Source organism: Streptomyces novaecaesareae, assembly GCF_000716875.1.
Lineage (GTDB): Bacteria > Actinomycetota > Actinomycetes > Streptomycetales > Streptomycetaceae > Kitasatospora > Kitasatospora novaecaesareae.
Map to the genome: position 1 here is coordinate 14,290 of NZ_JNWQ01000022.1, position 13,934 is coordinate 28,223.

General features: G+C 73.8%; 12 protein-coding genes. 7 read left to right on the forward strand and 5 right to left on the reverse strand.

Annotated elements, in window-relative coordinates:
• The first annotated feature begins 165 nt into the window (after window positions 1-165).
• Entirely contained in the window at window positions 166-858 is a 693-nt protein-coding gene (locus OP86_RS10950) for an iron-dependent transcriptional repressor DtxR (protein WP_030060065.1), read from the forward strand.
• A gap of 415 nt (window positions 859-1,273) precedes the next feature.
• Here the strand turns inward: OP86_RS10950 and OP86_RS10955 are convergent, their stop codons facing one another.
• On the reverse strand, window positions 1,274-1,975 hold the full coding sequence (locus OP86_RS10955) for a bifunctional DNA primase/polymerase (protein WP_199815196.1): 702 nt from the start codon (window positions 1,973-1,975) through the stop codon (window positions 1,274-1,276).
• Between the two features lie 315 nt (window positions 1,976-2,290).
• Here OP86_RS10955 and OP86_RS10960 point away from each other — a divergent pair, with 315 nt between their 5' ends.
• Both OP86_RS10960 and OP86_RS33480 read left to right on the forward strand, forming a co-directional pair.
• Entirely contained in the window at window positions 2,291-3,667 is a 1,377-nt protein-coding gene (locus OP86_RS10960; RefSeq protein WP_030258171.1) for an NsdA family TPR-like regulatory protein, read from the forward strand.
• Between the two features lie 177 nt (window positions 3,668-3,844).
• Complete coding sequence (locus OP86_RS33480) at window positions 3,845-5,047, forward strand: chromosomal replication initiator protein DnaA (RefSeq protein ID WP_051829939.1); 1,203 nt, start codon at window positions 3,845-3,847, stop codon at window positions 5,045-5,047.
• Window positions 5,048-5,107: 60 nt separating this feature from the next.
• Here the strand turns inward: OP86_RS33480 and OP86_RS10970 are convergent, their stop codons facing one another.
• Window positions 5,108-6,403 (reverse strand): ABC transporter substrate-binding protein, encoded by a 1,296-nt coding sequence (locus OP86_RS10970; protein ID WP_051829940.1) that lies wholly within the window; start codon window positions 6,401-6,403, stop codon window positions 5,108-5,110.
• Between the two features lie 256 nt (window positions 6,404-6,659).
• On the opposite strand from OP86_RS10970, the gene OP86_RS10975 reads away from it, so the two are divergent.
• Window positions 6,660-7,094, forward strand: a complete 435-nt coding sequence (locus OP86_RS10975) for an SCO4402 family protein (protein ID WP_418952613.1) — start codon at window positions 6,660-6,662, stop codon at window positions 7,092-7,094.
• Window positions 7,095-7,215: 121 nt separating this feature from the next.
• A complete protein-coding gene (gene purU, locus OP86_RS10980) occupies window positions 7,216-8,082 on the forward strand; it encodes a formyltetrahydrofolate deformylase (RefSeq protein WP_030060073.1) in 867 nt (288 codons plus the stop codon).
• Window positions 8,083-8,146: 64 nt separating this feature from the next.
• On the opposite strand, the gene OP86_RS10985 is transcribed toward purU, so the two are convergent.
• Window positions 8,147-9,373, reverse strand: a complete 1,227-nt coding sequence (locus OP86_RS10985) for a zf-HC2 domain-containing protein (protein WP_051829941.1) — start codon at window positions 9,371-9,373, stop codon at window positions 8,147-8,149.
• The gene (locus OP86_RS10990) at window positions 9,370-10,017 is read right to left on the reverse strand and encodes a sigma-70 family RNA polymerase sigma factor (RefSeq protein WP_063832344.1); all 648 of its coding nucleotides are present in this window, start codon (window positions 10,015-10,017) and stop codon (window positions 9,370-9,372) included. The genes OP86_RS10985 and OP86_RS10990 overlap by 4 nt, the downstream gene beginning before the upstream one ends.
• A gap of 561 nt (window positions 10,018-10,578) precedes the next feature.
• Here OP86_RS10990 and OP86_RS32870 point away from each other — a divergent pair.
• Window positions 10,579-11,052: an ATP-binding protein gene (locus tag OP86_RS32870; RefSeq protein ID WP_078588898.1), complete on the forward strand. Its 474-nt coding sequence runs from the start codon at window positions 10,579-10,581 to the stop codon at window positions 11,050-11,052.
• A 417-nt stretch (window positions 11,053-11,469) separates the two neighbouring features.
• Here OP86_RS32870 and OP86_RS11000 read toward each other — a convergent pair whose 3' ends face one another.
• Window positions 11,470-12,441: a GlxA family transcriptional regulator gene (locus OP86_RS11000; protein WP_030060077.1), complete on the reverse strand. Its 972-nt coding sequence runs from the start codon at window positions 12,439-12,441 to the stop codon at window positions 11,470-11,472.
• Between the two features lie 120 nt (window positions 12,442-12,561).
• On the opposite strand from OP86_RS11000, the gene OP86_RS11005 reads away from it, so the two are divergent.
• Window positions 12,562-13,926: an MFS transporter gene (locus OP86_RS11005; protein ID WP_078588896.1), complete on the forward strand. Its 1,365-nt coding sequence runs from the start codon at window positions 12,562-12,564 to the stop codon at window positions 13,924-13,926.
• Window positions 13,927-13,934 lie beyond the last annotated feature (8 nt).

Consider the following 13,934-nt stretch of genomic DNA (forward strand, 5'->3'; position numbering starts at 1 on the left):
GTCCAGACCGCCGGTGGAGAAAGCTACGGCGAGCACGGTCGCGCCCCGGTGGCACCGCTGTCAACAGCAACGAAAACCGGTACCCGGAGCCCCCGGGCGGGCCCGGTTGTCGCCCGGGTACGTCAGAATTGGCGGTGAGGACACCGAAGAACGGAGCCAGCGGCGATGTCTGGGCTGATCGACACCACTGAGATGTACCTTCGCACCATCCTGGAGCTGGAGGAGGAGGGCATCGTCCCGATGCGCGCCCGGATCGCCGAGCGCCTGGAACAGAGCGGGCCCACGGTCAGCCAGACGGTCGGCCGCATGGAGCGCGACGGGCTGCTCCAGGTCGCCGGGGACCGTCACCTCGAACTCACCGAGGAGGGCCGCCGGCTCGCGGTGCGCGTCATGCGCAAGCACCGCATCGCCGAGTGCCTGCTGGTCGACGTGATCGGCCTGGAGTGGGAGCAGGTGCACGAGGAGGCCTGCCGCTGGGAGCACGTGATGAGCGAGACGGTCGAGCGCAAGGTGCTCGCCATGCTCGGCCACCCCACCCAGTCCCCGTACGGCAACCCGATCCCGGGCCTGGACGAGCTGGGTGACACCAAGGCCGAGGGCGAGGGCTTCGACGCCGGGCTCGTCCCGCTGGACACCGTCAAGCCGGGCGAGGCCGGGGCCGACGTGGTGGTCCGCCGGATCGGCGAGCCGATCCAGACCGACAGCGTGCTGATGAGCACCCTGCGCCGGGCCGGCGTCCGGCCGGGCTCGACGGTCAAGGTGAGCGCCGGCGTCGGCGGCGTGCTGGTCGGCACCGGGGAGAACGCGGCGGAGCTGGGCAAGGACATCGCCCAGCACGTCTTCGTCGCCCAGACCTGAGGCGCGGCGAGGACGACGGAGTGGGGCCCGCTGCTCTCCTTGCAGCGGGCCCCGCTCGCCTCCCCGTCCCTCCCTGCTCCCCTCCGTCCCTCCCTACTCCCTCCCTGCTCCCTCCCGGTTCCCCTCCGGTGCCTCGCCCGGCTTCCCCGTCCGAGCGCCCCTTCCGGCTCCCCGCACCGCAATTCCTCCCCTCGGCCGATCATGGCAATCCTTGAGCGCTGTCACTCGTCCGGGGGGCTTTCGCGGTTGACCAGCGGGTAGGCCGAAGCCTTATCCGCACATGCATATGACGGGCCCTGCCTCCGGTGGGAGGCAGGGCCCGTCACTCGTGCGCGTTGTGTCGCGCAGCGCGCGCCCTCGCTCGATAGGCGTAGGGCGGCCGTTCGGGGGAGGGTGAACCTCCGGGCGGCCCCGGTCAGCCCACCGGCGCCGGCTGGGCGGCCTGGGCGGCGTGCTGGGCGGGCGCCTCGCGGCCGCAGGCGTAGGCGAGCGGGCTGACCAGCTCGGCGGCGTCCGGCAGCCAGCGGTTGAGCGCCGAGGGGGAGCGGGCCCACTGGGCGTACCCGGTGGAGCCGATCCGGGACGGCGGGGCGACCGTCCAGTCCCCCTCGCCGCGGGCGACCAGGTCCAGCCGGCCGGGCGGCCAGCCGAGCTTGCGCAGCATCTCCGGGAGCTTGGCCGCGACCCCGGGCAGTACCAGGAAGTGCAGCCGCCGGCCGACCCGCCCGGGCGCGGCGGGCAGGACCGCCACCGGGCCGAGCTGGAGGTCCATCCGCTCCATCCGGGCCAGCGCCAGGCAGCCGGCCGTCTCCGGCACGTCCAGGACGTCGAAGGACCGGCCGGTGGGCAGCAGGATCGAGGCCTGCGGCCGTTCGGTCCACCAGCGCCGCACCGCGCCCGGCCCGGCGCTCGCCCTGCGCGCCCAGTCCGCGTCCAGCGGGTGGGCGCCCGGCAGCATGCAGCGAGGGTCGCCGCAGGAGCAGTGTGCGGGCCCGTCGCCGTCGATCAGCCAGGCGCCCGGGGCCACCTCCCAGTGGCGGTTCTCGGCGTAGCCGACGGCTTCGATGAGCAGCGGGGGCAGGCCGGCGTTCTTGTCCTGGCCGGAGGCGTCGGGGATGTCTTCCACGCGCTGCTCAACTACCGTGCGTGAGGCTGGTTACGGCCCGACGGTGCCCGGTTGGGCGCATCCCGGCAATGTCACCCGTTCCGGTTACTGATCCGTGTTGGTGCGGTCGGGAGCGGGCGCAGCGGGGGCGCACGGGAGCATTCCCCAGGGCGCAAGGGGGGTGCGGATCGTCACCGTGGGTATCCCGCTGGCGTTGCTGATCGCTAACCTGGTGTCAGATTCCTTGGACGGTCGGACAGTCGGCAACAGATCAGCAGAATCGTCGCCCGCCGGCCGGGACCGGAGGGTGTGGGGAGGCGAAGCCCAATGGCCGCGAGACCACTCGTCGCACGACAGCCCAACGAGCGTCTGCAGCAACTGATCCAGGAGGCCAGCTGCTCCAACGCCGGCCTGGCCCGGAGGGTCAACCTCTGCGGCGCCGAGCACGGTCTGGACCTGAGGTACGACAAGACCTCCGTCGCCCGCTGGCTGCGCGGGCAGCAGCCGCGCGGGCAGGCGCCGGCCGTGATCGCCGAGGCCCTGGGCCGCAAGCTCGGCCGCAGCGTGTCGGTCGAGGAGATCGGCATGGCGGACGGCAAGAACCTCAGCTCCGGCATCGGGCTGCAGTTCGCGCCCACCATCAACGCGGCCCTGGAGCAGGTCTGCGAGCTGTGGCGCAGCGACGTCGGCCGGCGGGACTTCCTGACCGGGGCGACGGTCGCCGCCTCCGCGCTGGTGGAGCCCAGCCGGGACTGGCTGATCACCCCGCCGGATCCGGTGGTGGCGCGCGCCGGTGGCCCACGGGTCGGTCCGACCGACGTGGCCGCGATCAAGGCGACCACCGTGATGCTCGTCGACCTGGACCACCGCTTCGGCAGCGGCCACGTCCGCCCGGTGGTGGTGCACTACCTCAACTCGGTGGTCTCCGGCCTGCTCGGCGGGGCGTACCGGGAGGAGACCGGGCGCCAACTCTTCGCCGCGGTGGCCCGGTTGACCGAGCTGGCCGGCTACATGGCGGTGGACACCGGGCAGCCCGGGCTCGCCCAGCGCTACTACATCCAGGCGCTGCGGCTCGCCCAGGCGGCCGACGACCGCGGCTACGGCGGCTACGTGCTGGCCGCCTCGATGAGCCACCTGGCGGCCACCCTCGGCAACCCGCGGGAGATCGCCCAGCTCGCCCGCGCCGCCCAGGAGGGCGCCCGCTCGGTGGCCACTCCGACGGCGATGGCGATGTTCTACGCCGCCGAGGCCCGCGGTCACGCCCTGCTCGGTGACGCCCGCTCCTGCGAGGCGGTGTCGGCCAAGGCGCTGGAGATGATGGAGAAGCGCCACCCGGAGGACGACCCGGACTGGATCGCCCACTTCGACGACGCCTACCTCGCGGACGAACTGGCCCACTGCCACCGGGACCTGGAACAGGCCGGCCAGGCCGAGCACTACGCCCGCCGGGCGCTCGACCTGCACCCGCCGACGCGCGTGCGGCGCCGCGCGGTCGACCTCGTGCTGCTGGCCACCGCGCAGTTGCAGCAGCGGGACCTGGAACGCGCCTGCGAGACGGGCACCCAGGCGGTCCGGCTGCTGAGCGGGCTGCGCTCCAACCGGGGCGTGGAGTACCTGGACGAGTTCCGGCGCCGGCTGGAGCCGTACCGGGAGCAGCGGGTGGTCCGGGAGTTCCACGCGAGGGCGGACGCGGAGGCGGCCTGACCGGGGGCGGACCGTGATCGTCCGTACGAGGAGCGTGACGGATGTCCCGCCCACGTGGTCACCCGGTGAGGCGAACCGGTAGCGTGGGCGCGACGTCCAAGGAACTGTGATGCTCCCAAGAACCGACGAGATGTGGTCCGCCGTCAGCGCGCGGTCCTGCACAGGTGAGGAATCGCGTTGAGTCAGCGCCGCTCGTACCCCAACTCGGGTGACTTCAACCTGGACGACCTGTTCCGCCCCGAGCCCGGCCAGCCGCAGGGCCAGCCGGGCCAGCCGCAGTTCCCGGGGCAGCCGCCGTACCAGGGGCAGCCGGGCCCGCCGCAGGGCCACTCGGCCGTGCCGCCGGTGGGGCAGCCGTCCGGTCAGCCGGAGTACCTCGGGGACGGCGCGCAGCACGCGCTGCCGACCCAGGCGATGCCCGCACAGCCGATGCCGGGCCAGCCGATGCCCGGGCCGGGTGCCCCGTGGGGCGCGCCGCAGCAGGGGTACGGCGGCCCGCAGGCCGAGCCGGCCCCGGAGACCCAGCACCTGCCGCCCTACCCGGTCGCCGACCCGCAGTCCGGCGGCTACCCGCAGTCCGGCGGCTACCCGCAGCAGCAGGCCGCGCCCGGGTACCAGGCCTACCCGTCGGCCGCGCAGCCCCAGCCGGCCTACCCGGCGCAGGACTACGGCCAGGGCTACGCCCCGGACCACGGGCAGGGCTTCGACGCGACCCAGGCGGGCGGGTCCGCCCGGCGCGGCCGCCCGTCCAACAAGCTGATCATCGGCGGGGTGGTGGCGGGCTGTGCGGCGGCCGGCATCCTGGTCGCCGTCCTGATGAGCGGCGGCAACACGGTCAAGGACGACAAGAAGACCGCCCCGGTGGCCGCCGGCGGCAGCAGCTCCGCCCCCGGTACGGCCGGTGCGAGCGGCTCCGGCGCCGCCGTCGACCCGGAGGTCAAGGCGCAGGCGCAGCCGCTGTCGGACCTCCTGGGCACCGCGAGCGACAGCCGCAACTCGGTGGTCTCGGCGGTCGCCTCGGTGCAGAAGTGCGACAAGCTCCCCGAGTCCCAGCAGGCCCTCACGGGCGCGGCCGGCAAGCGGCGCGAGCTGCAGACCAAGCTCGGCCAGCTGAAGACCGACAAGATGCCGGGCGGCCAGCAGCTGGTCGAGCAGCTGAACGCGGCCTGGACGGCCTCGGCGCAGGCCGACGACGAGTACGCGGCCTGGGCGCAGGACGCGCAGGGCTCCTGCGACCCGAAGAAGCAGGACAACCCGCACTACAAGAACGCGGTCCAGGCCAGCGGCACCGCGACCAACGCGAAGAAGCAGGCCTCCACGCTCTGGAACGCGATCGCCGCCCAGACCGGCCTGCCCAGCCGCAGCGACGGCGACCTGTAGCGGCGGGACGGGCCCCACCGGGCCCGCCGACTCTGCCGGAGCCCGCCCGCCCCCGCGGGGTCACGCCGGCGGGCGGCCCCCGGTGAGCACCCAGCGGACGTCCACGAAGCCCGGCTGCTGCAGGGTCATCCGGCCGCTCTTGACCACCTGGTAGGTGACCCAGGTGTTCACCAGCCGGGGCGAGGCGGTGCTGGGCAGCATGTTGGTGGCGCCCCAGTTCAGCGGCGGGGTGAGCCCGACGTCGATGCCCTCGCCGCTGTCCAGCAGCCCGGAGATCGACTTCGCGGTGACCGGCTTGCCGGCCTCCGACAGCTTCTGCGTCACCGACTTGAACACCTCGTACGCGACCCAGGTGGTCTGCACCCCCGGGTCGGAGACGTCGATGGTGCTCCCGCCGGTGGTGTCGGCGCGGACCACCCCGCGCAGCCCGTCCCAGACCTTCGCCGACTCCGGCGGGTACCAGCTGGTGACGTAGGCGCCGCTGAGCGGGCCCGAGTCGCCGCCGGTGGAGTCGACCACCGACTGCTGCACGCTGCCGATCACCGAGGCGATCCGGGTGTTCTTCGGGGTCAGCCGCCGGTAGGAGTCCAGCAGGTTGCCGGTGGGTTCGGCGGCGAGCGCGCTGGTGACGCAGTTGCCCGGCTCGTCCTTGCCGAGCGCCTTGCGGGCCACCGGGGTGTAGTCGGAGGACTGCTCGGGCGCCTTGACGTCCAGCAGCCTGATCCCGGCCGGGCGCAGCGCGGTGCCCAGGTAGCCGAGCAGGTTGTCGCCGGCCGGGGTGTCCGGGCGGACCAGCGACACGCTCTTGCAGCCGGCGTCCACCAGCTGCCGGCCGTTGCCCGCGATCAGTGCGGGCAGGCCGCCGTCCACCGGGTAGGACAGCGGGCTGGAGAACTCGGGCTGGGAGAGCCCGTAGCCGCCGATCAGCGGGATCCCGGCGCGTTCCAGCACGGGCATGAAGGCCTCGCCCCACTGGCTGTAGGAGCCGATCACGGCGACGGCCTTGGCGTCCACGGCCTGCTGGGCGCAGGCGCGGGCGCCGTCGGCGGCGTTGTGCTCGTTGCAGGTGATCACCCGCAGTCGGCGGCCGTTCAGTCCGCCCTTGCTGTTGACGTCCTGGCCGATGGCGGAGGCGAGCGCGGTCATGCCCGGCCGGTCGGCGGAGCCGGTGCCGGACGGCGCCCAGGTCATCACGGTCAGGTCGTTGCCGTCGGAGGCGTCGGCCGGTCCGCCGCACGCGGACGCCGAGAAGAGGGCGGGGAGCAGTAAGACGGTGGCGGCGGCGGCGATCGGGCGTCGTCGGCGGCGCCGTACGACGGGGGGACGGCCCTGGAAAGAGTCCCTTCGGCTGGTCATCGGTCTTCCCTCTCTCTGGACGCACTCCGGCGCACCGGAACCAGCCAAGCCCCGGTGCCACAAGGCGAGAGGGCAGAAATGCGAACGGTCGGCAAACGGCAGCTGAAATCCGGAGAGGGACGCGTGTAGATCGCGAGTGGAGTACGAACAGAAGGGGAACGTACGATCGTTGACCATGTCCGTCAGCACAGATTCTTCGCACCGGTCCGCCCGAAACCCTTCTCGTCCGGGCCATCGCTCCAGCACCATGGGCGGCATGCCGCTCAACGACCTGCCCTGGTGGCGCTGGCGAGCCCGACTGCGCTCGGCGCTGCACATGCTGTCCGACCCCGCCTTCCAGCAGGAGGCCTGGCTGGCCGGCCGGGAGGGGTACGGGGACGTGACCGACGCCGTCTACCGGCTGGTCGAGGACACCTGGCTGGACCGCTGGTCGGCCGAGAAGTACGTGGGCACGATCTTCCGGGACTCCGCCGAGGCCGCGCTGGTCGACGTCGCGGTGCTGCGGGCCGTGCAGATGCTGCACGAGGTCGGTGCGGACGCCCCCGCCTCCGCCTACCTCGGCCACCCCGGCTGGCCGGAGACCGTCCGGGCCGCCCGCGAGGCGCACGTCGCGCTGGCCGCGGGCGACGGGGACGACCCGGACGCGGCCCCCAAGTCGCTGGACGTGCTGCGCATCCTCACCCAGGTCTGACACCCGGGCCGGCTCCGGCGGACGGCGCCGTCCCGCAGTACGGGCAGCGGGGCGGCGGATGTCCAGGATGTGACACGCTGGACCGTCCACGCACGTCACGAGCTCAGAACGGGATACCCCAGTGGAACAGCAGCCGGCCGGCGCCCAGTACGTCCTCACGCTGTCCTGCCCCGACAAGCAGGGCATCGTCCACGCTGTGTCCAGCTACCTCTTCATGACCGGCTGCAACATCATCGACAGCCAGCAGTTCGGGGACGGCGACAGCGGACTCTTCTTCATGCGGGTGCACTTCTCCGCCCCCGAGACGGTCACCGCCGACAAGCTGCGGGCCAGCTTCGCCGCGATCGGCGCCTCCTTCGCGATGGACTGGCAGATCCACCCGACCGAGCAGCGGATGCGGATCGTCCTCATGGTCAGCAAGTTCGGGCACTGCCTGAACGACCTGCTCTACCGCACCCGGATCGGCGCCCTGCAGGTGGAGATCGCCGCGGTGGTCTCCAACCACACCGACCTGCAGGACCTGACCGAGAGCTACGGGATCCCCTTCCACCACATCCCGGTCACCAAGGACACCAAGGCGGAGGCCGAGCAGCGGCTGCTGGACCTCGTCGCCAAGGAGAACGTCGAACTGGTCGTGCTGGCCCGCTACATGCAGGTGCTCTCCGACCAGCTGTGCACCGAGCTGTCCGGCCGGGTGATCAACATCCACCACTCCTTCCTGCCGAGCTTCAAGGGCGCCAAGCCGTACCACCAGGCGCACGCCCGGGGCGTGAAGCTGATCGGCGCCACCGCGCACTACGTCACCGCCGACCTGGACGAGGGCCCGATCATCGAGCAGGAGGTGGCCCGGGTCACCCACGACGTCAGCCCGGACCAGCTGGTCGCGCTCGGCCGGGACGTCGAGTGCCAGGCGCTGGCCCGCGCGGTGAAGTGGCACAGCGAGCACCGGGTGCTGCTCGACGGCACCCGTACGGTCGTCTTCGCCTGAGCCGTGTGACGGCGGCTGACAGTCGCCGTCAGCCGCCGACGGCTGCTGACAGCCGCTGACGGCGTCAGGGCCGCGACAGCAGCGGGAGCGCGTGCAGCACCTCGCGGATCGCGGCCCGGTCCCCGTGCTCGCCGACCGGCAGCCGGTCCGGGTCGCGGTGGGCGGCGGCCAACTGGCAGAGCTCCAGGCCGTCCAGCACCATCGAGGCCACCGGCTCCCCGCCGGGCGACCACGACTCCGGGCCGGTCGCTCCGGCGGTGACGTCCCCGCCGTCCAGCGGGACCAGCCACTCGCCGCCGCCCGGGCCGTCGACCATCAACCGCAGCCGCCGGGCGGCCGGCCCGTGCCCGGCCGGCGCCCCCACCGGTTGGGGCTGCGCCGCGCGCAGGCCGGCCAGTGCCCGGGGCAGCAGCCGGACCACCAGCTCCACCATCTGCCGCAGGTGCTGCGGCGCCGGCGGGTCGTACGGGTAGGCGACCGCCCGGGCCACGTCCTCGCCGTGCACGTAGCACTCGAAGGCGCGGTCCACGAAGGCGTCGCGCAGCGGCAGCACGGTGAAGCCGTAGTCGACCGGGGTGTTGCCCTGCGGGGCGAGCGCGGCACTGCGCACCAGGTCGTGGCTCTGCCGCCGCCACCGGGCGCGCACCGACTGCGGCGGCAGGGCGCTCTGGGCGGCGAGCATCCGGGCGGTGCGCGCGGTGATCGCCGCGTACGGCCCGCCCTGCGCCGCGACGCGCGGCACCGGCCACGGCCCGGCCGGATCCTGCGGCGGCACCCGGCGTTCGGTCGGCGCGACACGTGCGGCCGGTCCGCCCGGTCCGCCCGGAGCGGTCGGCACCGGGTCGGGCAGGCCGAGGGCGAGCGCCAGGAAGCCGTCCACGGCGGCCAGGTGGCCGAGCACCTCGGCCGGGCGCAGCCGGTCGGATCCGCCGTGCCACGGCAGTTCGGCCACCTCCTGCCACTCCTCCGGGCCGAGGTCGCGCAGCAGCGCGTCGAGCTTGGCGGTCTCCGCCGTGTACGGCATCCCCCAGGCGGGGACGGGAAGTTCGGCCGGGCGGCGGGCCAGGCACCAGTCGAGCACCTGCTGGCGCAGCGAGCCGGGCTGGTCCAGCGGCTCGTCCAGGGAGAGCCAGCCGGCCGCCTCGTGCAGCCGGGCCGCCTCCTCGGCGCACTCCGGGCAGCCGCGCAGGTGCTGCTCCAACTCGGCGGCCTCGCGGGTCGGGCAGGCGCCGAGGGCCCAGGCGCCGAGCAGCGAGCGCAGGGCGTCGTGCTGCTCCTCAGTGCTGCTCACGTCTCCCCGTCCCCGGCCTCGTCCTGGCGGGCGCGCTCGTCGGTCGGTTCGCCGGTCGGTTCGCCGGTCGGGCCGTCGGTTGGTCCGTCGGTTGGTTCGCCGGTCGGTTCGTCGGCCAACTCGGTGGCCAGCAGCGCCAGTCCGAGCCGCATCCGCTGCTTGGCGGCCTGCTCGCTGATGCCGAGCAGTCGGGCCGTCTCCCGGTAGGTCCGGCCGTCGTAGTACGTCACCGCGATGGTCTCACGCAGGGATCGGGGCAGGGAGTCGACCACGTACTGCATGCGTGCGGCGGTGGCCACGGCGCGGATCTCCGCCTCCGCGCCCAGGGTGTCGCAGTCCGGCCGTCGTTCGGCCGCGCGCCGCGCCCGCAGCCGTTCGACCGCACGCCGGTGGGTCAGTGTGCCGAGCCAGGAGCGCAGCGTGCCCCGGGCGGGGTCGAAGTCCTCGGGGTGCTCCCAGACATGGGCGAAGATCTCCCGGGTGAGCTGCCCGGCGGCGGCCTGATCGGCCAGTATCCGCCCGGCCAGGCCGTGCACCATCGGCGCGAGCTGGTCGTAGAGTTCGCCGAGCGCGGTCTCCTCGCCGCGCGCGAGGCGGCGCTGCAACTGCTCGTCCCAGCGCGGGGTCCGCTCCGGGGTGGCCATCGGGAACCACCCTCCTGCCCGGGGTCGCTGGCTTACCCAACGGTATCTTGCGGCCGGAGCGCGGCGGAGGCAATCGAGCAAAAAACGGAACCCTTCCTCGCGGATCGTCGGCGAGGGGACGGGGCGTCACATCGGCGCTGTTCGAGAGCCGTTGGACATATGTCGCACGGGTGGTTCGCGAGTGGCGGGCGGGGCACCCGGGGTGTCCGGCGGTAGGTTCGCGCCCAGGGCGTGTCCGAGGTGGGTCGGCCCGGGCCGGACGAGCGCCGGTGCGAGGCTCGCGAGCGTGAGCGGGACAGTATGCACTGCCCTGTCCCCCGATCGCCGGAATATGCCCGAAGCGCTTGCCGCGGTCCGCCCGCCCGCCCATCCTGAGGCGTATTCGTGTCGCGGCCGGTGCGCGACCGACGGGTCGGCGCGGACGAGTGGGCGCGGGTGGACGGCCCGGGCGGACGCCCGGGTGCGGCTCGGGTGGCGCCGGGCGGAGTGCGAAGGCCCGCCGGCCGGTCGATCCGGCCCGATCGGGACTTAGGCCGAACTGCGAGTGCGGGTGGTGGAGCGGTGCAGGTTCTTCAGGTACAGCTTGCGGTGCAGGCGGACCCCGCCGAGGTCGGCCGGGCCCGTCGGTGGGTGCGCTCGCGGCTGTTGAACCACGGGGTGGACCCGGACGCGCCGATGGCCGAGACGGTGGTGCTGGTGGTCTCGGAGCTGGTGACCAACGCCGTGGTGCACACCGGCTGTCCGGCCGTGCTGCGGCTCTGCCTGCCGGTGACCGAGGACGCGCGGGAGGGCGGGCCGGCCGTCCCGCTGCGGGTGGAGGTCGCCGACGCGAGCGAGACGGCCCCGGCCCCGCGGCACGCCGGGGCGGACGAGGACGCGACCAACGGGCGCGGCCTGGAGCTGGTCGAGCTGCTCTGCGAACGCTGGGGCTGGTACCCGGACGGCTCGGGCAAGCGGGTCTGGTGCGAGATCGGCGCGGACGCCCGCCCGGCCGATCCGCTGGCGGACGTGGACTGGGCGGCTTTGGCGCAATAGCGGCTTCCGCGGCGGCCGGCGGCCCGTGGCGATCACCGGCCGAAAGGTGACGCAACCATTCCGAATTTCTGACTACCCATTGACGTGACGTATCCGACTGATCACGCTTGGGTGCGGCTCTCCGTTGCGAGGGGACGCCGAGGGGACGTCCGTCCACCGCCGCGGTTCCGCTGTCCAGGGGGATCGTGTCAGCGAAGGGGCCGCGGACTGCCGGTCGCGGACCGCTCCTCGGCGAGTGCGGAGGCCGCGGCGCGGGTTCAGGGCCCGCGTGTCGCGGTTGGATGGCGGCCTGTCGTTCCGTGCTCGGGGTGCACGCGGCCTGCCGCCATCCACTGCGCCGCCCGGCGCGCCGCCGGGCCACGGCGATATCCGGCCACCGCCTCGGCCGGCGTCCATATGAGCCGAGCCGGGGCCGTCCTACTGCGGGACGGTGCGGAAGGTGCGCCGGTAGGCACTCGGTGCCACGTCGAGCCGGCCGCGCAGCTGCAGCCGCAGCGAGGCGGCGGTGCCGAAGCCGGACTCCCGGGCGACCTGGTCGATCGTCAGATCGGTCCGTTCCAGCAGTTGGCGGGCCCGCTCGGTGCGCTGGGTGGTGATCCACTGACCCGGGCTGGCGCCGGTCTCCTCGCGGAAGCGCCGGGTGAAGGTCCGTACGCTCATGCCCGCCCGGTCGGCGAGCAGGCGCAGGGCGAGCGGCTGGTCCAGGTGCTCCAGCGCCCAGGCGCGCACCGCGGCGGTGCCGGGGCCCTCGGCGTCCACCGGGCTCGGGGCCTCCACGTACTGCTTCTGGCCGCCCTCGCGCCACGGCGGTACCAGGCAGTTGCGGGCCACCGCGTTGGCCACCGCACTGCCGTGGTCGCGCCGCACCACGTGCAGGCAGAGGTCCACCCCGGCGGCCACCCCGCCGGAGGTGAGGATGTCGCCGTCGTCGGTGTAGAGCACGTCGGGGTCGAGCAGCACCCGGGGGAACAGCTGGGCGAAGCGCTCGGTGTAGCGCCAGTGCGTGGTGGCCGGGCGGCCGTCCAGCAGTCCGGCGGCGGCCAGGATGAACGAGCCGGTGCAGATCGACACCAGCCGGGTGCCGGGCCGGATCCGGGCCAGCGCGGCGGCCAGCGCCGGGGTGAAGCAGGCGTCGGGGGCGGACGGCCTGGAGTCGGCGGAGGCCGGGATCACCACCGTGTCGGCCCGCTCCAGCAGTTCGGGCCCGTGGTCCACCATGACCTTGAAGTCGGCGCTGGTGGCGATCGGCCGCCCGTCCAGCGTGCAGGTGGCCACCTCGTAGAGGCGTTGTCCGGCCGAGTCCTTGGCGCCGCCGAAGATGCGGGCGGGGATGGCGAGTTCGAAGGCGATCACGCCCTCCAGGGCGAGTACCGCGACCAGGTGTGCCATGGGGTCCCCTCGGGTGTCGGTGGGTGCGGATCAGCGTACGCCCGGTCGTGGCCCGATTCTTGCGAAAGCTGTCATTCAGGCCACTCGTCGGGAGCCCGGCCGCCCGGAACACTCGTTCGCGTGACCGAACGCAGCGCCCTCACCCCCACACCCGTCCCCGATCCGACCGACTCCGATCCGACCGGCTCCGAGCGGCCCGCCCCGGCCGGGCGCCCCCGGGTGCACTACGCCTGGGTGGTGGCCGGGGTCTCCCTGCTCGTCCTGCTCGGCTCGGCCGGCTTCCGCTCCACCCCGAGCCTGATGATGGACGCCCTGCACAACGAGTTCGGCTGGTCGCTGGGGACGATCTCCAGCGCCACCTCCGTCAACCTGACCCTCTACGGCCTCACCGCCCCCTTCGCCGCCGCCCTGATGGACAGGTTCGGGGTGCGCCTGGTGGTGGTCTGCGCGCTGCTGACCATCTCGGTCGGCTCCGGGCTCACCATGCTGATGCGCGAGCCCTGGCAACTGGTGCTCTGCTGGGGCGTGCTGGTCGGCCTCGGCAGCGGCTCGATGGCCGGCGCCTTCGCCACCACCATCACCGGCCGGTGGTTCCGGGCCCGCCAGGGCCTGGTCACCGGAGTGCTGACCGCCGCGGGCGCGGCGGGCAACCTGGTCTTCCTGCCGGTCGGTGCCTGGCTGGTGGAGCAGCACGGCTGGCGCTCGGCCGTGGTCGTGGTCTCGCTCGCCGCCAGCGCCGTCGCAGTCCCCGTCCTGGTGCTGATGCGCGAGCGGCCCGCCGACATCGGCCTGCTCCCGTACGGCGCGACCGAGGAGCCTCCGGCCCCGGTCTCCGACGGTCGCGCCCTGGCCCGCACGCTGCGGGTGCTGCGCGGCGCCGCCCGCAGCCGGGCGTTCTGGCTGCTGGCCGGCTCCTTCGCGATCTGCGGCGCCACCACCGCCGGCCTGGTCGGCACCCACTTCATCCCGGCCGCGCACGACCACGGCATGCCGGTCACCACCGCTGCGAGCCTGCTCGCCCTGATCGGCGTCTTCGACGTGCTCGGCACCGTCTTCAGCGGCTGGCTCACCGACCGGGTCGACTCCCGGGTGCTGCTGACCGTCTACTACGGGCTGCGCGGGCTGTCCCTGCTCCTGCTGCCGCAGCTGCTGGCCGGCTCGCTGCAGCCGCCGATCCTCGCCTTCGTGATCTTCTACGGCCTGGACTGGGTCGCCACCGTGCCGCCGACCGTCGCGCTGTGCCGCCGGCACTTCGGCGAGGACGCCCCGATCGTCTTCGGCTGGGTGCTCGCCAGCCACCAGATCGGCGCGGCCGTCGTCGCCGGGCTGGCGGGCCTGGCCCGCGACGCGCTCGGCAACTACGACCTGACCTGGTACGGCGCCGGGGCGCTGTGCGCGGTCGCGGTCGGGCTCTGCCTGGCGCTGCGCCCCGACCGCCCGGGCGGTGCCGGCGGCACCGTGAAGGCTGTCGGTGCGGAAGCCTAGGCTCGCCC